At 63.7% G+C, this 18,075-nt stretch carries 17 protein-coding genes and 1 pseudogene; 9 read left to right on the top strand and 9 right to left on the bottom strand.

The features are described 5' to 3' along the window. Nucleotide 1 precedes the first annotated feature (1 nt). On the top strand, nt 2-625 hold the full coding sequence (locus H0P51_RS07455) for a hypothetical protein (RefSeq protein ID WP_180917327.1): 624 nt from the start codon (nt 2-4) through the stop codon (nt 623-625). After that, on the top strand, nt 622-1,419 hold the full coding sequence (locus H0P51_RS07450; RefSeq protein WP_180917326.1) for a slipin family protein: 798 nt from the start codon (nt 622-624) through the stop codon (nt 1,417-1,419). The genes H0P51_RS07455 and H0P51_RS07450 overlap by 4 nt, the downstream gene beginning before the upstream one ends. Here the strand turns inward: H0P51_RS07450 and H0P51_RS07445 are convergent. Beyond that, entirely contained in the window at nt 1,407-1,757 is a 351-nt protein-coding gene (locus H0P51_RS07445) for a hypothetical protein (protein ID WP_180917325.1), read from the bottom strand. The two genes, H0P51_RS07450 and H0P51_RS07445, sit on opposite strands and share 13 nt — an antisense overlap. 23 nt (nt 1,758-1,780) lie before the next feature. Here H0P51_RS07445 and hisN point away from each other — a divergent pair, with 23 nt between their 5' ends. The 3 genes from hisN to H0P51_RS07430 all read left to right on the top strand — a co-directional run bounded on the left by hisN (nt 1,781) and on the right by H0P51_RS07430 (nt 5,302). Then, nucleotides 1,781-2,572 carry a histidinol-phosphatase gene (gene hisN / locus H0P51_RS07440; RefSeq protein WP_180917324.1) on the top strand — a complete coding sequence of 264 codons (792 nt, stop codon included), beginning with the start codon at nt 1,781-1,783 and terminating at the stop codon, nt 2,570-2,572. A 76-nt stretch (nt 2,573-2,648) separates the two neighbouring features. Further along, a complete protein-coding gene (locus tag H0P51_RS07435; RefSeq protein WP_180917323.1) occupies nt 2,649-4,046 on the top strand; it encodes an acyl-CoA dehydrogenase family protein in 1,398 nt (465 codons plus the stop codon). 53 nt (nt 4,047-4,099) lie between these two features. Further along, entirely contained in the window at nt 4,100-5,302 is a 1,203-nt protein-coding gene (locus tag H0P51_RS07430) for an acyl-CoA dehydrogenase family protein (RefSeq protein ID WP_180917322.1), read from the top strand. On the opposite strand, the gene H0P51_RS07425 is transcribed toward H0P51_RS07430, so the two are convergent. The 3 genes from H0P51_RS07425 to H0P51_RS07415 form a co-directional block, all read right to left on the bottom strand. Then, on the bottom strand, nt 5,295-5,930 hold the full coding sequence (locus H0P51_RS07425; protein WP_180917321.1) for a TetR/AcrR family transcriptional regulator: 636 nt from the start codon (nt 5,928-5,930) through the stop codon (nt 5,295-5,297). The two genes, H0P51_RS07430 and H0P51_RS07425, sit on opposite strands and share 8 nt — an antisense overlap. A gap of 86 nt (nt 5,931-6,016) precedes the next feature. Next, complete coding sequence (locus H0P51_RS07420; protein WP_425488969.1) at nt 6,017-6,499, bottom strand: GNAT family N-acetyltransferase; 483 nt, start codon at nt 6,497-6,499, stop codon at nt 6,017-6,019. A 62-nt stretch (nt 6,500-6,561) separates the two neighbouring features. Then, nucleotides 6,562-7,419 (bottom strand): oxidoreductase, encoded by an 858-nt coding sequence (locus tag H0P51_RS07415; RefSeq protein WP_180917319.1) that lies wholly within the window; start codon nt 7,417-7,419, stop codon nt 6,562-6,564. 72 nt (nt 7,420-7,491) lie between these two features. Here H0P51_RS07415 and H0P51_RS07410 point away from each other — a divergent pair, with 72 nt between their 5' ends. Further along, nucleotides 7,492-8,460: an NADPH:quinone oxidoreductase family protein gene (locus tag H0P51_RS07410; RefSeq protein WP_180917318.1), complete on the top strand. Its 969-nt coding sequence runs from the start codon at nt 7,492-7,494 to the stop codon at nt 8,458-8,460. 150 nt (nt 8,461-8,610) lie between these two features. Here H0P51_RS07410 and H0P51_RS28220 read toward each other — a convergent pair whose 3' ends face one another. Further along, a complete protein-coding gene (locus H0P51_RS28220) occupies nt 8,611-9,300 on the bottom strand; it encodes an AarF/UbiB family protein (RefSeq protein WP_246398456.1) in 690 nt (229 codons plus the stop codon). Between the two features lie 71 nt (nt 9,301-9,371). After that, a pseudogene (locus H0P51_RS28370) lies at nt 9,372-9,446 on the bottom strand (AarF/UbiB family protein); the annotation flags it as partial. Between the two features lie 1,058 nt (nt 9,447-10,504). Here H0P51_RS28370 and H0P51_RS07395 point away from each other — a divergent pair. Both H0P51_RS07395 and H0P51_RS07390 read left to right on the top strand, forming a co-directional pair. Then, nucleotides 10,505-11,629 carry an acyl-CoA dehydrogenase family protein gene (locus H0P51_RS07395; protein ID WP_180917315.1) on the top strand — a complete coding sequence of 375 codons (1,125 nt, stop codon included), beginning with the start codon at nt 10,505-10,507 and terminating at the stop codon, nt 11,627-11,629. After that, nucleotides 11,626-12,594 carry an acyl-CoA dehydrogenase family protein gene (locus H0P51_RS07390; protein ID WP_180917314.1) on the top strand — a complete coding sequence of 323 codons (969 nt, stop codon included), beginning with the start codon at nt 11,626-11,628 and terminating at the stop codon, nt 12,592-12,594. The genes H0P51_RS07395 and H0P51_RS07390 overlap by 4 nt, the downstream gene beginning before the upstream one ends. 258 nt (nt 12,595-12,852) lie before the next feature. On the opposite strand, the gene H0P51_RS07385 is transcribed toward H0P51_RS07390, so the two are convergent. After that, complete coding sequence (locus tag H0P51_RS07385) at nt 12,853-14,547, bottom strand: flavin-containing monooxygenase (RefSeq protein ID WP_246398455.1); 1,695 nt, start codon at nt 14,545-14,547, stop codon at nt 12,853-12,855. Between the two features lie 326 nt (nt 14,548-14,873). Between H0P51_RS07385 and H0P51_RS07380 the strand changes: the two genes are divergently transcribed. Beyond that, nucleotides 14,874-15,641 (top strand): enoyl-CoA hydratase-related protein, encoded by a 768-nt coding sequence (locus H0P51_RS07380; protein ID WP_180917313.1) that lies wholly within the window; start codon nt 14,874-14,876, stop codon nt 15,639-15,641. Between the two features lie 69 nt (nt 15,642-15,710). Here H0P51_RS07380 and H0P51_RS07375 read toward each other — a convergent pair whose 3' ends face one another. Together H0P51_RS07375 and H0P51_RS07370 are read right to left on the bottom strand one after the other, a co-directional pair. Beyond that, nucleotides 15,711-16,424: a TetR/AcrR family transcriptional regulator gene (locus H0P51_RS07375; protein ID WP_180917312.1), complete on the bottom strand. Its 714-nt coding sequence runs from the start codon at nt 16,422-16,424 to the stop codon at nt 15,711-15,713. 169 nt (nt 16,425-16,593) lie between these two features. Next, the gene (locus H0P51_RS07370) at nt 16,594-18,027 is read right to left on the bottom strand and encodes an aldehyde dehydrogenase family protein (protein ID WP_180917311.1); all 1,434 of its coding nucleotides are present in this window, start codon (nt 18,025-18,027) and stop codon (nt 16,594-16,596) included. Nucleotides 18,028-18,075 lie beyond the last annotated feature (48 nt).

Raw genomic sequence — 18,075 nt, 5'->3', positions numbered from 1 at the left:
TATGGCCGCACCGGCAACCACGGTTTGGCTGACCGCCGGTTACGCGCTGATGCTACTGGGCGTCGGCTGGTGCTTCGACGTGATGGCCCGGCGCGCATCGGCGCGTGCCGCGGCTTGGCGCACCGGGCAATTCAGTTACCGTCCGGATCACGACGCCTGGGTGTGTCCGCAGGATCACTGGCTGTGGCCGACTTCGTTCGATCCAAAGCACCGGGTGATGCGATACCGGGCGTTGCCGGTGGTTTGCAACAGCTGCCCAGTCAAGTCCACCTGCACCACATCCGATCACGGCCGCGAGATCAGCCGCGAGATCGATCCGTGGCCACATTCGGAAGCGGGCCGATTTCATCGCGGAATCGCTTGCAGCGTAGCCGCATTCGGAATCGTGTTGCCATTGGCGATGTTGTTCGCCGATCACTCGTTGTCCGACGTGCTGGTGCTGGCGGGTACCATCCTGGTGGTAGGGCTGCTGGGCCTACCACTGGCCCGGCACCTGTGGAATACCCCGGCCAATGCGCCTGACTATCTGCCGCACCGCACCGCGATCGAGGACCAGGTGGCTGCCGCGGTGGACCGTTACTCCACCCGCTGGGGCGGCTGGGAAGGCAAGGAGGACAAAGCATGACAGGTGTGGTGATGGGGATACTCGTCTTCGGCGTCCTGGTATTGGCCGCACTTGCCGTGGTCTCGCTGGCGGTACTGCGCGAGTATGAGCGCGGGGTGGTGTTCCGGATGGGCCATGTGCGCCCGCTGTACCAGCCCGGATTGCGGCTCCTGGTTCCTTTGGTGGACAAAATGATTCGGGTCGACCAGCGGCTGGTGACGCTGACCATCCCACCCCAGGAGGTGATCACCCGTGACAATGTGCCCGCCCGGGTGAATGCCGTCGTCATGTTTGCGGTGACTGATCCGCTGAAAGCCATTCTGGCGGTGGAGAACTACGCGGTGGCCACCTCGCAGATCGCTCAGACGACGCTGCGGTCATTGCTGGGCCGCGTCGACCTGGACACCCTGCTGGCCCACCGCGAGGATCTCAACAGCGACCTGCGCACCATCATCGAGAAAATGACCGAGCCGTGGGGTGTGCAGGTGCGGGTGGTGGAGATCAAGGACGTTGAGATTCCCGAGTCGATGCAGCGTGCCATGGCACGCGAGGCCGAGGCCGAACGTGAGCGGCGAGCAAAGGTGATCAACGCGCGCGGTGAACTGCAGGCGTCGGCAGAACTACGGGAAGCCGCCGAGACGCTCTCGAAGAGTCCGGCATCTCTGCAATTGCGTTATCTGCAAACACTTTTGGAACTGGGCGCCGATCAGAATTCGACGGTGGTCTTCCCGCTGCCGGTCGACATCATCACGCCGTTCCTGCGCAATCCCAACGTTCTACGGGATGCGTTCGACAAGGTGAATCACGAGGGGTAGTCCTGCACCTCGGTGGGCGGCGGCTCCGCGGGAGCGAAGGTCCAGTTGTCCGGGTTGTTCGGTGAGTAGACCACGGGAAACTGCTGTCCGACCACCGGCCATTGGGCCACGTCGACGGCCATTTGCCGATGCACAGCGTGCTCGTTGACGGTGGGCCCGTTGATGACGCCGGCAATGGTCACGAACTGCTCGCCGATGGCATCCGGTCGTGGACTGACCCCGGTGACCAGCAACGTGCCGCTAGCCCGCGCTCCGCGCGGGCCGGGCCGCATGAAGCGCGGCGCCAGTAGCAGCACCAACACTCCCACCAGCAGGAGCAGCATCATGAATTCCCACATCAGGCCATGGTAGGACTGCTGGCATGGGCCGCAATGATGATCTGGAGTTCGCGCTGGAACTCGCCGACCGGGCCGACGAGTTGACCCGGGCCCGATTCGGAGCGATCGACCTGCGTGTCGAGACCAAACCCGACCTAACCCCGGTGACCGACGCCGATCGTGCCGTCGAATCGGAGTTGCGTGAGGCCATCGCGGTGGGCCGGCGCGGCGACGACGTACTCGGTGAAGAGTTCGGCGGCACCGCCGCCTTCACTGGGCGGCAGTGGATCATCGACCCGATCGACGGCACCAAGAATTTCGTGCGCGGAGTACCGGTTTGGGCCACCCTGATTGCGCTGCTACAGGACGGCGTGCCGATCGTCGGCGTGGTGAGCGCGCCCGCATTGCGACGGCGGTGGTGGGCCGCGCACCGCGGTGGCGCGTACGCCGCGGTCGACGGTGGGCAGCCGCGCCGCCTGTCGGTTTCGGCTGTGGCCGAACTAGATTCGGCCAGCCTGTCGTTCTCCAGCCTGTCGGGGTGGGCGCAGCTGGGATTGCGGGATAGGTTCGTCCGACTGACCGACGCGGTGTGGCGGGTGCGCGGGTACGGCGATTTTCTGTCCTACTGCCTGCTGGCCGAAGGCGCGGTGGACATTGCCGCCGAACCGGAGGTGTCGGTCTGGGATCTGGCCGCACTCGACGTTTTGGTGCGCGAGGCGGGCGGGCAGTTCACCAGCCTCGATGGCACCGCGGGGCCGCACGGCGGCAGTGCCGTGGCCAGCAACGGTGTGCTGCACGAACGGGTGCTGAATCTGTTACGTCCAGATGTGAATTAGCTAACAAGCCCCTACATATCTTACTCCGGAGTAAGATACGGTGGTACGCATCGCCCCACCGACAGAGGCTGCTGATATGACCGACACACTTCCTGCTTCCGCTAACCGTTCGCGCGCCAAAAAGGGCGGCGACCGCCAGACAGCGATCGGAATGAAGCCCCACAAGCGCACCGGAATCGACGTTGCGCTGGCCCTGCTGACGCCCGTCGTAGGCCAGGAGTTCCTGGACAAGTACCACCTGCGCGACCCGCTGAACCGCACCCTGCGCTACGGCGTCAAGCAGATGTTCTCCACCACTGCGGCTGCCAACCGGCAGTTCAAGCGGGTGCAGAACCTGCGCGGCACACCGACCCGGCTCAAGCCCAGCGGCAAGAACTACTTCGACCTCACACCCGATGACGACCAGAAGATGATCGTCGAGACGGTCGAGGAATTCGCTGCCGAGGTCCTGCGCCCGGCCGCCCATGACGCCGACGAGGCCACCCACTACCCAGACGGACTGATCGCCAGGGCCGCCGAACTGGGCATCACCGCCATCAACATCCCCGAAGACTTCGACGGCATCGCCGAGCACCGCTCCGCGGTGACCAACGTGCTCGTGGCCGAGGCGCTGGCGTACGGCGACATGGGTCAGGCGCTGCCGATCCTGGCCCCCGGCGGCGTGGCTACCGCGCTGACGCACTGGGGCAGCGCGGACCAGCAGGCTACCTACCTGCCCGCGTTCGCCGGCGAGAACGTACCGCAGGCCTGCGTGGCGATCGCCGAACCGCAGCCGCTTTTCGACCCCACCCGGCTGCGGACTACCGCGGTACGCACCCCGTCGGGTTACCGCCTCGATGGCGTGAAGTCGCTGGTGCCCGCCGCGGCGGAGGCCGAACTGTTCATCGTCGGCGCGCAGCTCAACGGCAGGCCCGCGCTGTTCGTCGTTGAGTCGTCCAGCAAGGGCCTGACCGTCAAGCCTGACCCGAGCATGGGGATTCGCGCGGCGGCGCTGGGCCAGGTTGAGCTGTCCGGCGTCACTGTGCCGCTAAGCGCCCGCCTGGGCGAAGATGGCGCCAGTGACGAGGACTACTCGGAGGCCATCGCCTTGGCCCGACTGGGCTGGGCCGCACTGGCTGTGGGCACCTCACACGCCGTACTGGATTACGTCATCCCCTACGTCAAGGAACGCGAGGCGTTCGGCGAGCCGATCGCCCGACGCCAGGCTGTCGCCTTCATGTGCGCCAACATCGCCATCGAGCTGGACGGGTTGCGCCTGATCACCTGGCGCGGCGCCTCGCGCGCCGAGCAGGGGTTGCCATTCGCTCGGGAAGGCGCGCTTGCCAAGCGATTCGGCGCCGACAAGGCCATGCAGATCGGCCTGGATGGTGTGCAGCTACTCGGCGGCCACGGTTACACCAAAGAGCACCCGGTCGAACGCTGGTACCGCGACTTGCGGGCCATCGGCGTCGCCGAGGGCGTTGTGGTCATCTGAGCCGTTATCCAGTGGACACCTGAGAACAGACTTCTTCGAACGAAAGATCAATCATGGCAATCAATCTGGAGCTACCCCCCAAGCTGCAAGCGGTGATCACCAAGACGCATCAAGGTATCGCCGAGATGGTGCGGCCGATCGCCCGCAAATACGACCTGAAAGAACACGCCTACCCCGTCGAACTGGACACCCTGATCAACCTCTTCGAGGGCGCTTCGGATTCGTTCAGCTTTGCCGGCGCCGACGAACTCCGTGGTGCGGCAAGCAAAGAGGATAATCACAACGGCGCCAACATGGCGGCGCTGGTGCAGAGCATGGAAGCCAGCTGGGGTGACGTGGCGATGATGTTGTCCATCCCGTACCAGGGGCTGGGCAACGCGGCGATCTCCGCGGTGGCCACCGACGAGCAGCTGGAGCGCCTCGGCAGGGTGTGGGCCGCAATGGCGATCACCGAGCCGGGTTTCGGCTCGGACTCGGCGGCCGTGTCGACCACGGCCACCCTCGACGGCGACGAGTACGTGATCAACGGCGAGAAGATTTTCGTCACGGCGGGTTCGCGCGCCACCCATATCGTGGTGTGGGCGACGCTGGACAAATCCAAGGGCCGCGCAGCGATCAAGTCGTTCATCGTGCCCCGTGAACACCCCGGTGTCACCGTGGAGCGGCTCGAACACAAGCTCGGCATCAAGGGTTCGGACACCGCGGTGATCCGCTTCGACAACGTCCGAATCCCCAAGGACAACATCCTAGGCGACCCGGAAATACAAGAGGGCAAAGGCTTTTCCGGGGTGATGGAGACCTTTGACAACACCCGGCCGATAGTCGCTGCCATGGCCGTCGGAATCGGCCGCGCGGCGCTGGAAGAGATCCGCCGGATTCTCACCGATGCCGGAGTCCAGATCGACTACGACCGGCCGTCGCACGCCCAGAGTGCAGCCGCCGCGGAATTCCTGCGAATGGAGTCGGACTGGGAGGCCAGTTACCTGCTCGCGCTGCGCGCGGCATGGCAGGCCGACAACAGCATCCCCAACTCCAAAGAGGCCTCGATGAGCAAGGCCAAAGCTGGCCGGATGGCCACCGATGTCACGCTGAAATCGGTTGAATTGGCAGGTACCACCGGGTATTCCGAGCAGATGCTGCTGGAGAAGTGGGGTCGCGACTCCAAGATCCTGGACATCTTCGAGGGCACTCAGCAGATCCAGCAGCTGGTTGTCGCGCGCAGGCTGTTGGGGCTGTCGTCGGCCGAACTCAAGTAGTCCCATCGATCATGCCGCGGGCGAGTTGGTAGATCGCGCGGCCGTGCAATTCGAATAGCGCGATCAGGTCCACGGCATCTCCGTCAATCTCGCGGGCGATGAAAAGCCCGTCGGCACCAGCCATCGCATACGTGGCCAACTGGTGGATCTCGTCGGCGGTGAGCCCGGCGATGTTCTCGGTGAAATTGCGCACGAGTTGCTCGAATGCCTGGGCACGGACCTGGATGAACATGGTGCGAGCGCGCGGTTCGGTAGGCCGGCGCTCCAGTGCCAGCATGAGCCCGAGCCGGATGAAGTCCGGGGCCTCCAGCAGCGCCTTGGCGGTATGTGTCGACAGCTCGACAATCCGCTGTTCGGCTTCGCCTTCGTCGGGCAGTTGCCAGGCGGTCAGCCACGCACCAAAACTGCGCTCGATGACCGCCGCAATCAGGTCGTCTTTGTCCTTGAAATGCCAGTAGATCGAACTTGCCGGCAGCCCGCACTTCTTGCTTACCAGTCCAATACTGGTGCCCTCGTAGCCACGCTCGGCCGCGATCTCGGTGGCCGCGTCGAGAATCCGGGTGCGCGACAGTTCTCCGTCGGCCCGGCGCTTCCGCGTGGGCTCGGTCTTGGCCTTCTGGTCTGTCATCGCGCTCCCCTTGATCCGGCGACAGGATCTACCTTACCGTAGTGGTCACTACACTGCAGAATCGAGGAGTGGCATGTGCTCCGCCCTCACTGGCCGCGCACCGAAGCGGCGATCTCAGTGGGCGGGTCGGTCTCGTGGTCGGCATCGATCAGGTCCCGCTGCCACCACTGCACGTCATGCCAGGTGCCGAGTTTCCACCCAACCCGGCGAAAATGGCCCACCGGCTCGTAGCCGAAGGCGGCATGGAACGCGTAGCTGGCCGGGTGTGGATGAGCGATGCAGGCGAACGCCCGCCGGAAGCCGCGCCCGGCGAGTCGACTCAGCAGTTCGGCGTAAAGCATCCGCCCACCTCCGGCACGGGCCCGAGCCTGCGCCATGTACACGCTCGTCTCGACCGACCACTGGTACGCATCGCGCGAATGAAATTGGCTCGCATAGGCATAACCCGCGACCGTGCCGTCGATCTCCAGCACCAGCCATTCGTAGCGGGCCTGCGCGGTTTCGATCCGCGTCGCCATGGTCTCGATTGTGGGCACCTCGGTCTCGAACGATATCGCGGTGTCCAGCACATAGGGACGGTAGACCTCGACGCATGCCGCCGCGTCGGCCGTGCTCGCGGAACGGACCAGCATCAGGCGACCGCGTCGAGCTGGGCGCGCAATTCGTCGTCGAGTTCGATGTCGGCGACGGCAAGATTCTCCTCCAGGTGCCGCACCGACGAGGTCCCCGGGATCAACAGCACATTGGGCGCCACGTTCAGAGTCCACGCAAGCGCGATCTGTGCCGGGGTATGGCCGAGACGCTGTGCGGCGCTGCGTACCAGTTCGTTGGTGAGCACCGGGTTGTTCGGACCGGTGAACGCCGCACCGAGTGGGAAGAACGGCACGAAAGCTATTCCACGGGTAGCGCATTCGTCGAGGACCGGCGCCGAGGCGCGGTGCACGATATTGAAAGCGTTCTGCACACAGACGATTTCGGTTACGTCAAGCGCGTGCACTAGATGCTCGCGGGTAATTTCGCTGAGCCCGATGCCGCCGATCAGTCCTTCGTCGCGGGCTGCGATCAGGACCGCGAGCTGGTCGTCGAAAAGCTGGTCCGGTCCCTTACTTTCGAACAGCCGCAGGTTGACCACCGCGAGCCGGTCCACGCCGAGGGTGCGAAGGTTGGCCTCCAAGTCGCGACGCAGGTCGGCGGGCTCCAACACCGGCAGCCACGCGCCGGCGTCGTCGCGTCGTCCGCCCACCTTGCTGACCAGGGCCAGGCTTTCCGGGTAGGGGTGCAGCGCCTCCCGGATGAGCTCGTTGGCCATATTCGGGCCGTAAAACTGGGCGGTGTCGATGTGGTTGACGCCAAGTTCCACCGCACGGCGCAGCACCGCCAAGGCCGCATCGCGGTTCCTCGGAGGCCCCATCACTCCGGGACCCGGGAGTTGCATCGCCCCGAAACCCACGCGGGCGACCGAATACTGACCGAGGGGAAAGGCATCCATAAAGACACGTTAGTTCGCCGGGCCATCGGAGGGGTTATTGCCCGGTGCTGGCCCGGAAGTAGGGTGATCGGCATGCGCGCAGCACAGGTAACTCGGCTGGATGGTCCGGACGCGATCGAGATCGTGGACATCGACGAACCCACCGGCGACGGTGTGGTGGTCGACGTACACGCGGCCGGGGTGGCTTTCCCCGACGCGCTACTAACGCGCGGTCTCTACCAGTACCGGCCGGACCCGCCGTTCGTGCTCGGAGCCGAGATCGCAGGCGTGGTGCGCTCGGCGCCGGATGGTGCCCACGTCCAAGCGGGCGACAGGGTGCTGGGACTGACGATGCTGACCGGGGCCATGGCCGAGGTTGCGGTGCTGACCCCCGACCGGGTGTTCAGGCTGCCGGACAACGTCAGCTTCGAGGCCGGCGCGGGCGTACTGTTCAACGATCTGACGGTGTACTTCGCGCTGGCGGTCCGCGGCCGGCTCACCCAGGGCGAGACGGTGCTGGTGCACGGTGCGGCCGGCGGTATCGGGACCTCTGCGCTGCGGCTGGCGCCGGCGCTCGGGGCATCCCGAGTGATCGCGGTGGTCAGTTCCGAAGCCAAGGGCCAGATCGCCTCTACGGCCGGGGCCACCGACGTGGTGCTGGCCGACGGGTTCAAGGACGCAGTCAAGGAACTCACCGGCGGGCGCGGCGTCGACATCGTGGTGGACCCCGTGGGTGGTGACAGGTTCACCGATTCGTTGCGTTCCCTGGCGCCGGCGGGAAGGTTACTGGTCATCGGATTCACCGGTGGCGAGATCCCTACGGTGAAGGTCAATCGGTTGTTGCTCAACAATATTGACGTGGTTGGTGTCGGCTGGGGCGCATGGGCGGGTCGCCACCCCGGTTCGCTCGAGGAGCAGTGGGCGGCACTGGAGCAGTTATTGAGCTCGGGCAAGCTGGCGCCCCCGGAGCCTGATGTGTTCCCGCTGGAGGAGGCCGCGGCTGCGGTCGCGTCGTTGGAAAACCGCAGCGCCAAAGGCAAGGTCGTGCTGCGCGTGCGTTAGCGGCTGTGAACGCGTTTGCGAGGTGGGTCGTCGGGCTTCTACGCGGTAGTGGGCTGACCGTTCCATGGGTAGCTTGGCCCGAGAGCGGCTCTTGGCTGGCCGCAGTCGCATAGCTTCATTGTCACCGTCCGCCGAAGGAACGCTGCGATACTACGGGTGGTCGTGGTTCTCCAACCCGTACGGTAGCCCGCGTTGGCGTACCCAAGCGACATGCCGCTTGCCGAGCGCAGTCATGGGTTCGGCGGCACCGTCCATGTCGTCGGCAATAGCGCGGGCATGCACGGTTGCCCCAAGTTTGGCCAGTATTGCGTTGGCAGTCAGGTTGATTCGCGAGAAAAAGAGCAGATCGCCGGGAATCGAGACGTGACGAACAGGATGGTCGGAGCAACGGCGCACATCAACAAGGGTGCGGACGGCACGCTGCGAAGTGTATCGGTCATAGCTTACCGGCTGGGCTGCGAGTACTTCATGATGAATCTCGGCCATCCACTCGTACGCTTCGTCTACAGATAGCGTGAAACCTTCTGCAAAGTAACCTAATTCGCCCATCAGATTACGCACGTCGCCCTTCCGTCCGTCGATGACGGCACGAGTCAGCCCAAGGAGTCTGCGGCGCTGGCGCTCGGGAACGACCTTGACGCAGCCGAAGTCGACGAAGCCGACCCGGCCGTCGGAGCCGAAGCGGCAATTCGCCGGATGCGGATCCGCCTGGAAAAGATTCGCGTGTCGCCACGAACCACCGTAGATCCGCCAAAGTACCTCTGCCCAGGTGTCTTTGAGACATTGGTCGGCATCTTGTGCGGTCGCAGATCGGGCATCGTCGTACCCGATGCCGAGCACATGATCCGGAAGGAGGCGAGTAGCTCGGTATTGGACAGGTCTGCACGGATCGCTTGGGCCGCGCCCGGGTACTGGATCTGGACCGCGACCTGTCTACCGTCGTGCAGTAACGCGCGGTGGACTTGTCCGATAGATGCGGCCGCCATCGGTTCGTCGCTGAATCTGGCTCGAGGAAAGGTGACAACAAGACTTCACCTGTGAGGATGCGGGGCAGAAAGAAGTCCAGCTGAGCAGGAGTGCCTTAGGCGAAGATCGCAAGCCCCACCATGCGCGAATACCCGTCGGCGACAACGGCGGTGCTCGACGAGAGTCGATTCACGGGTGAAGATGCAGTGCTGCGAGACCCAGTCACAGCCGCCGAAGGGCGACCGCAGGCAGGTGCTGTCCATCCGCGCCCGTACAGGATCAGTCGCCAGCGCATGCTCGCATCATCGCTGTAGACGCTAGTCATCAGCCGGCCCCGCCTGGTGCAATTCCAAGCTCGCGCCCGCAACACAATTCGTCAGCGCGGTTGCGCGGTCACGAAGGCCGCTCTTGACAGCTAGACCCGACGGTCAGATAATCAGTTCAATAAATGATTACCTTAGATGACCGGTTGGATTCAGCCGCCAAGGGGCCGCCACGCGTGCGCAGGGTATACGGACCCGCTCTCGCGGATGCGGTCACAGAACGGCACCCGGCTCGTGCACCCACAAGGCCCACATGCTCCAACCAAACGCCTGCGTCGAGGCCATGGCTCATACGGTGGCCGCTGAAACCGAACTAGGGCACATGACGGACGACCACGGTCGATGCTCCAGAGCGACGACGTAAGACGAGTGATCAGGATCGGCATCTATTCGCGATGGCTTTGGACACCACTCAGTGGTGTTGTGTAAGAAGGGATGACAGTGTTGCAAGACGACACCGATACTTGCGGTGATCCTTTCGAGTCGGTCAGCGCCGACATACCGGACGCCGTCACAGTGAACCTGTGGTCCAAGGTGCGGGAAGTCATCGGAGATCGCCCAGTCATCGACGGTATGCGCGGGCTGTTCACCGAACTGCCGACGTTGCCCAATACTGGTACACCCAGCCCTAAACGCCAAACTACCTGGCGGCATCGCCCGACGGTGTCGGCGAGATGCTGCGCAGCGCAAACGCACTTTCCTCCGCGCGGACAGGCACTAGCCGAATCCGCCTCACCAGCCACTGATTCGGATCCATGCACGCGGTAGACGACTCGGGCCTGCGCTCGTTTCGCGATGAGGCTCGCACCTGGCTCCACGAAAACGTCCCCACTGAGCCACGCCCACAGGGTGATTCGGCGGCACGTCAGTACGACTGCGCCTGGCAACGAAGACAGTTCGACGGCGGGTGGGCTGGAGTTGCGTGGCCACGTTCGTTTGGCGGTCGCGGCCTGTCGCCTCTGCAGCAAGTCATCTGGATCGAGGAGATGGTGCGCGCCGACGCACCGGGGATGGGGAGCTTCACCGTCGCGTTGGGGCACGCCGGACCAACGATCATTCATCACGGCGACTCCGAGCAACAACAGACGTACCTGCCGTCCATCCTCAAGGGCGAATCACCATGGTGCCAAGGCTTCTCCGAACCGAACTCCGGGTCCGACCTTGCATCGCTACGCACCGCGGCGCTGCTGGACGGAGATCACTTCGTCGTGAACGGCCAGAAGAAGTGGACCAGCTTCGCAGCTATCGCCGACTTTCAGGAATTGCTAGTTCGCACCGACCCCCATGCGCCAAAGCACCAAGGGATCTCCTGGCTAATCGTGGACATGCATAGCCCAGGGATCACCGTGCGGCCCATCACCACCTTGGACGGTCAGGCAGAATTCGCCGACGTCTTCTACGACGAGGTACGCGTTCCGCTCAAGAACGTGGTTGGGGGACTGAACCAGGGTTGGAAGGTCGCCATGACCACTCTCGGCTTCGAACGCGGCACGGGATACCTCGCGAACCGATTGCGCCTACGAAACGACGTGGACAAACTCATCGACGAGGCCCGAGCACGGGGCGCACTGAAGGACGATCGAATTGCATTCGAACTCGCAAATATTCGTGCAGAGGCGACGGCCGTGCAGGCACTCGGCTACGAAGGCGTGACATCCGACGCCCAGGTTGATCTGCTCGCTTGTGTGAACCAGGTGTTCCACGCCGAACTTGCCAAGCGACTCCACCGGGCCGCGCTGGAGGTGATCGGCAACGATGCCCTCGTTCGTAACGACACCACCACCCGGTACTTCACCTCCTTACCCGAGACCATCCTGGGCGGGACGAAGGACATTCAGAAGAACATCCTGGGTGAGCGCGTGCTGGGTCTTCCGCGATGATGGATCTCGGCCTGTCACCATCGCAGCTCGATCTCATCGCGGCAACGCGACGTGCGGCCACCACGCTCTTTCCGGTCGACACGACAATGGAAGCGATCACCGCGGGCAAACCGAGCGACATTGACGGCGAATCCTGGCGACGTGCAGCCGAACTCGGCTGGTTCTCGATCTCGTTGGGCGCCGGCCTGTCGCTGGTGGATGCTGCGCTCGTGTCGATCGAACTCGGCCGCGCGCTGGTGCCTGGACCTTTGATCGGAACGTTGCTAGCCGCGGAGCTTAGTCGCGCGGCCGGGCACCTAGATCTCGCATTACTATTCGAGTCGGGACGTGCTCGTTCGGGAATCATGGTCGATCTCTACGCAGTTGGAGTCGCGGGCGAGGATTACGCTATCGGTGTTCGCGACGATGGCGCCGACCTCTATGAACTCACCGCCGTCGAGCCAGTTCACGGCATCGACGAGGCGACGCCGATTGCGCGAGTGCGTCGGCGCCGCACCGTGGCGTCGGTGACCGACGGGCGATTTCACGCACGGCTACTGGTATTACTGGCGAGCTACCTTGTCGGACTGGCCGAGCGAGCAACGGAGATGTCGACCGCGTACGCGTCGGTTCGCGAGCAGTTCGGCAAGCCGATCGGCTCATTCCAAGCAGTCAAGCACCGGTGTGCGGAGATGACCATCCGGGCGCACACGGCTCGCGCGCAAGTACTCATGGCGGCATTGCTGGTCGAATCCGACGGGACGGAAGGCGGCGCCTTGGAATCGGCCTCGGGGTATCTGCTAGCGATGCAGGCAGCGGAACGAAACGCCGACGACAACGTGCAGAATCACGGCGGCGTGGGAGTGGTCGCAGAGTGCCCCGCAGGCGCGGTAGTCAAACGTGCACAGACGTACGTGCGCCTGGGCCCCGACCGGCGATCGCTGTCGTCGATGTTGCTGGATGCAAGGCCCACACAGATAGTCTGAGTGGCGCATCAGGCACGGGACTTCAGTTCAGGCTCGCCGCAAGAAGTGCTCGCCCGCGACTCGCAACACCGCCGCCCCGCACGCCGTTGTCCAGGTTGGTAGAGCCGCCTCCCGACGCCGCGGGAGCCACGCGCGACCGTGTGATTCGATACGCGAGTCCGGTCCGGCGCGCAGGCACGTCAATCGAGGTCGAGCGTCGACGGGCACCGATCACCGACGTCTCCGTCGGACGGGTTCGCATTGGCGGCGACATGCGAGCTACGCGAGATGCGTTGCAGTAAGCCGCTCGAACGAGCCATGGCCGGGTCGCGTGGCGGCATCACTACCCGGGGCCGGAGTTTTCTTCCGAACCGGTACCCTGTCCATTTCGAAACCGGGATAGCCTTGTTGGGCAATGTCCTGCAACTGCTTCCGATATCTGCCGAAGTGGCCGAGGTAAAAGTTGTAGAAGCGGGTCTTGCCCGGAATGTTCGCGCCGTTGATCCAGGAGTTGGCGTGCGCGAGCATCGAATTCTGCGCTCGCTCTTGCACGTAGTCGGTCCATTCGTTCTCCGCTTCGGCGGACGCCTCGATGAGGTTGATGCCGTTACACCGCATGTAATCGATACAGTCCGCGATCCAATCGCCGTGCGTTTCCAACGTCAACGGCACGTTGCCGGTGGTCGACCCTGGCCCCCCGACCATGAAGAAGTTGGGGAAACCCGACGTCATCAGACCCAGGTAGGTCGATCCGCCGTGCGCCCACTTGTCTCGAATGGTCAGGCCGTGATAACCCCGGAGATCGATGTTGAAGAAAGGTCCGGTGATAGCATCGAAACCCGTTGCGAAGATGAGGATCTCGAGCGGTACCACGCCGGTGGACGTCCGCACTCCGTCGGGCGTGACCTCGATGATCGGGGTCTTCTTCAAGTCGACAAGGGCCACGTTGTTCCGGTTGTACGTCTGGTAATAATTCGTGTCGACGATCGGACGCCGAGCCCAAAACGGGTGATCGGGAATCAGTGCCTCGGCGGTCTCGGGATCGCGGACCGCCTCCCGGATTTTGCGCTTGATGAAGTTCGAGGCGGTCTCATTCGCCGCCGGATCGTAGGAGATGTCCTTGAACGAGCCAAGTGCGAACTTCATTCCGCCCTCTCGCCACATTTTCTCGTACGTGGCCTGCCGTTCCTGATCGTCGACTTCGAGCGCGCCCTTGCCGTTGTGTTCCCACGGGAATCCGCCGGCGGACTGCTGCGCCTTGTCCCAGAGTTCCCGGTAATGGCTCTTGATGTCTCGCCACATGTCTTCGGTGAACGTGTCGTGGTTGGCGGGGATGCTGTACTGCGCAGTGCGCTGGAACACGGTCACGTGCTCGGCTTGCTCGGCGACAACTGGGATCGTCTGCACCCCTGAGGATCCCGTGCCGATCACCCCCACTCGCTTGCCGCTGAAGTCCACAGGCTCATGGGGCCAGTCGGCCGTGTGATACCACTTGCCCTGGAATGACTCGATACCGTGGAAGTGCGGAGTGTAGGGGGCGATGGAAAGCGCGCCGATGGCGCTCACCAAGAATCGGGCATGAACGTGCTCGTCGCGGTTCGTGGTGACGCGCCATAGTCCCGTCTCGTCGACGAACTCCGCGGAGAGGACTCGGGTGTCGAATTCGATGGAGCGCCGGAGGTCGAACCGATCGGCTACGTGCTCCAGGTACGCGAGCAGTTGCTTTTGCTCGGGGTACTTGCAGGTCCAGTCCCACTCCTCGAGCAACTCGTCCGAGAACGAGAAGCAGTAGGTGTAGCTCTCCGAATCGCAACGGGCACCTGGGTACCGATTCCAAAACCAGGTGCCGCCGACTGTCTCTCCTGCCTCGAAGACGCGCACGTCGATTCCGAGGACGTTTCTCAGTCGATGGGTCATGTAGAGGCCGGCGAAGCCAGCTCCGATGATCACTGCATCAATGGGCTTGCTACTCAAGAGCTACTTCCTTCAACGCATGGACGGGTCGACCCACGGCGTCTATTCATGACTGCCGACGAGCCGTCGAGCGAAATTATCAGCTGACCAACTGAATATTAAGAAATTGGGAGGCGGGATGTCAATGTGGCTCTGGCCAAGGTAATCTGCGATTCTGACGCCCTCGTTACGCCAGTGAGGGCTCCACCGCGGCGGGGGCCGCCAGGTACCGATGACCTCATCGTTGAACGTCGACCAGCTCCTCCGGAAAGGCCGACCTCCTCGAATGGGAATCGACCGGGCCGAAGCCTGCGCGCTTCGCGCATCGATTCGACATTGGAGGTCACATGGACTACGTGGAACTGGAACGTTGTGGGATGCTTGGCGTCATACGGCTGAATCGCCCGAAAGCACTCAACGCGGTCAATGAGGCGATGTCAGAGCAACTGGCCGCTGCGTTGGATGAATTCGAATCCAACGATTGCATGCAGGTCGGTGTGCTGACCAGTTCGGGATCCGCCTTCTGTGCCGGTGCTGATTTGCGTGCCCTCGCCGATCTCGGCATGGACGTGTCGGCAGATCGAGGCGGATTCTTTGGTGCATTCGTGTGTCAAGAGCGCACGAAGCCGATGGTCGCGGCGGTGGAGGGCGCGGCCGTCGGTGGCGGCTTCGAGCTGGTGCTGGCGTGTGACCTCGTCGTCGCATCCACGACGGCCCGATTCTCGTTGCCCGACGTCCGCCGTTGCCTCGTGGCGGGTGCGGGCGGTGTGCTGCGCCTGTCCGAGTTCCTGCCCCGAAACGTGGCCCTCGATTTGCTGCTGACGTGCAGATTCCTCGAGGCTCAGGAGGCTTCCCGTTGGGGCCTGGTCAACCGCCTCGTCGAGCCTGGACACGCTGAGGAAGTTGCACTGGAGCTTGCACGCGAGGTGTCCCGCGGCGCGCCGCTCGCACTTCGGGCGACTCGGCGCCTCTTCGACTTGGCAACTCGAGGTGATGACGAGCCGATCTGGCAGGAGACCGACGAAGCGCTCGTAAGCCTCACTCGGACAACGGATTTCCAGGAGGGCGTCTCGGCTTTTCTCGCCAAGCGGGTGCCTGCGTGGCTCGGCAGGTGACGCGGCGCCGACCAGCGCTATGAGACGTGGTGAGGGTCGGTGGTGATTTCGTCGTTCGGGCTCGAAATGCTACGGACGTCGGCCACTCCCCGACCGGCGCGCCGTGCGGACGTCCGGGTTGTGGCGGGCCACCGTGTTGCGGGGGGTGATGAAGCTGTGCGGGAACGCGCGCTTGAATCCGTCGACGGTCATTTGATAGCGATCGAAGTCGAGCTCGACCGAGACCTGGCCGAGACCAAGGAACACGGCGACGAGCATGGCCAGGGCCCAATCGCGATCAGCGGCGTCTATCTCTCCCGTCCGGACGCCGGTATCGACGAGGTCACGCCACAACCGCGCCCAGCGAAGGTCTCCTCCAGTGTCGGCGATCTCGACGTGACGACGCGTCTCCAGGCGTACCACCGCGACGAACTGCGCCGTAAGCGGCTGGGTACGCACGATCTCCGTCGCCACATCGAAGACGCTTGCCAGCTTTCCAGCGAACGTTCGCTGCGCTTCGGCCGCCTCTCCCATCGGGATCAGCATTCGGTCATTGGCGCGATCGTTGACCGCCTCGAATAATTCGTGCTTGGTCCGGAAGTGGTGGTATACCGTGCCCTGCGTCATTCCCGCGTTCTCGGCGATCGCCTTGAGTGTCGTAGTCGCGAAACCCTTGTCGGAGAACAGCTGCTCGGCGCTGTCCAAGATCAGCCGACGGGTATCGTCGCTGTCCACATCCGCGGGCCGCCCGGGGGGGCGACGCGCCGAAGTCGTCCGTCGCACCGGGCGCGATCGACGGCTCACCTGTTCTCCGTTCCGCATATGTGGTTGCCCGAAGATCGGTGCACGACCACGTCACTCAATCTTGCGAAACAGTACCTCAGATCGCAGCTATGTGGCGGCGCGGTTCGCCGCTTCGCAACCAGTCACGACGCATCGCGGCGACGGATGCGGCGTCGGCCCGCTCCGCAGGTCACGTCGTCACTCCATGCTGAATCGTCTTCGTCTCCAAGAACGCTTCAAAGCCCTCGACCCCAAGTTCTTTGCCATTTCCCGATTGTTTGTAGCCTCCGAAAGGCGCCATGACGTTGAACTGGAATCCATTGATGTCCACCTGTCCCGTACGCAGCCGGCGCGCCAGTGCAATCGCGGCGTCGGCGTCGGCGCTGAAGACTGCGCCGTGCAATCCGTACGGTGAGTCGTTGGCGATCGCGACCGCCTCATCGACGTCGCGATAGGGCAGGACGCATATGACCGGGCCGAAGATCTCCTCGCGGGCCACGGTCATGTCGTTGGAGACGTTTGCGAAGATCGTCGGCCTCAAGTAGAACCCGGTCTCGAGCCCCTGCGGTGAATCGGCACCTCCGGTCACAAGGACCGCGCCTTCGTGCTGCCCCTGACGGATGAACTGCTGGATGCGCCGCTGCTGAACTTTGGATGCCATGGGCCCTACGAACGCACCCCCGAAGGGGTCCCCGGGAGCAAACGCGCTTTCAACGACAACCTTCAGCGCTTCGACGATTTCATCGTGACGGTCGGCGGGCACCAGCAGTCTCGACCACGCCAGGCACGTCTGTCCGTTGTTCATCAGGGCTTGCCGCAGATACGCACCCACGGCCTCGTCAAGATCGGTGTCGGGCATGAAGATTGCCGCACTCTTTCCTCCGAGTTCGAGGTGCACGCGCTTGACGGTTGCCGCCGCTGCCGCTGCAACATGTCGACCACTTGCCGTCGAGCCGGTGAACGTGACCATGTCGACCTCGGGATGGCTGACCAGTCGTTCGCCCGCCGCCGGTCCGCCGGTCACGATGTTGAAGACGCCGTCAGGCAGGCCTGCCTGCTGCAACTGTTCGGCCAAAACAAATGCGGATAGGGGTGCGACTTCGGATGGCTTGAGCACCACGGTACAGCCCGCGGCCAGCGCGCCGGGAATCTTGTATGAGACGAGCGTCAACGGATAGTTCCACGGCGTGATTGCACCCACCACGCCAATCGGTTCCCTGACGACGATCGAACCGTTGACGTCCGTAGTCCACGGATATGACCGGGCGATCGCGGCGTAGTGGCGAAACATGATCGAAGGGCCGGGGGCCTGCAGCGTTTCCGAGGCGACCACTGGCGTGCCGACTTCGCGCGATATCAGTTGGGCGATCTCGGGAATAAGCGCATCCCAAGCCTTTCCCACTCGCTCACATATTTTGGCCCGATCCTCGACGGGCGTGTCTGCCCACGATTCCCACGCCGCGCGTGCAGCAGACACGGCGGCGTTCACATGATCGGGACCGCCGTTCGGGACGCGACCGATTACCTCCTCGGTGGCGGGATTGATCACATCGATCGGTGGTTCGTTGCCGGCCGGCACCCATCGACCACCGATAAAGAGATTCGGGCGGTCACACGTTTCCATCTGTATTTCCTTTCGATTGGTACTGCCTGCCGGCACGATCGGACCCGG

Source organism: Mycobacterium vicinigordonae (assembly GCF_013466425.1).
GTDB classification, from domain to species: domain Bacteria; phylum Actinomycetota; class Actinomycetes; order Mycobacteriales; family Mycobacteriaceae; genus Mycobacterium; species Mycobacterium vicinigordonae.
This window is presented reverse-complemented; position numbering and strand designations above follow the sequence as displayed.

Coding starts and splice junctions, on each gene's coding strand:
- H0P51_RS07455 (WP_180917327.1), top strand. CDS start 2: ATGGCCGCACCGGCAACCACGGTTTGGCTGACCGCCGGTTACGCGCTG.
- H0P51_RS07450 (WP_180917326.1), top strand. CDS start 622: ATGACAGGTGTGGTGATGGGGATACTCGTCTTCGGCGTCCTGGTATTG.
- H0P51_RS07445 (WP_180917325.1), bottom strand. CDS start 1,757: ATGTGGGAATTCATGATGCTGCTCCTGCTGGTGGGAGTGTTGGTGCTG.
- hisN (WP_180917324.1), top strand. CDS start 1,781: ATGGGCCGCAATGATGATCTGGAGTTCGCGCTGGAACTCGCCGACCGG.
- H0P51_RS07435 (WP_180917323.1), top strand. CDS start 2,649: ATGACCGACACACTTCCTGCTTCCGCTAACCGTTCGCGCGCCAAAAAG.
- H0P51_RS07430 (WP_180917322.1), top strand. CDS start 4,100: ATGGCAATCAATCTGGAGCTACCCCCCAAGCTGCAAGCGGTGATCACC.
- H0P51_RS07425 (WP_180917321.1), bottom strand. CDS start 5,930: ATGACAGACCAGAAGGCCAAGACCGAGCCCACGCGGAAGCGCCGGGCC.
- H0P51_RS07415 (WP_180917319.1), bottom strand. CDS start 7,419: ATGGATGCCTTTCCCCTCGGTCAGTATTCGGTCGCCCGCGTGGGTTTC.
- H0P51_RS07410 (WP_180917318.1), top strand. CDS start 7,492: ATGCGCGCAGCACAGGTAACTCGGCTGGATGGTCCGGACGCGATCGAG.
- H0P51_RS07395 (WP_180917315.1), top strand. CDS start 10,505: ATGCACGCGGTAGACGACTCGGGCCTGCGCTCGTTTCGCGATGAGGCT.
- H0P51_RS07390 (WP_180917314.1), top strand. CDS start 11,626: ATGATGGATCTCGGCCTGTCACCATCGCAGCTCGATCTCATCGCGGCA.
- H0P51_RS07380 (WP_180917313.1), top strand. CDS start 14,874: ATGGACTACGTGGAACTGGAACGTTGTGGGATGCTTGGCGTCATACGG.
- H0P51_RS07370 (WP_180917311.1), bottom strand. CDS start 18,027: ATGGAAACGTGTGACCGCCCGAATCTCTTTATCGGTGGTCGATGGGTG.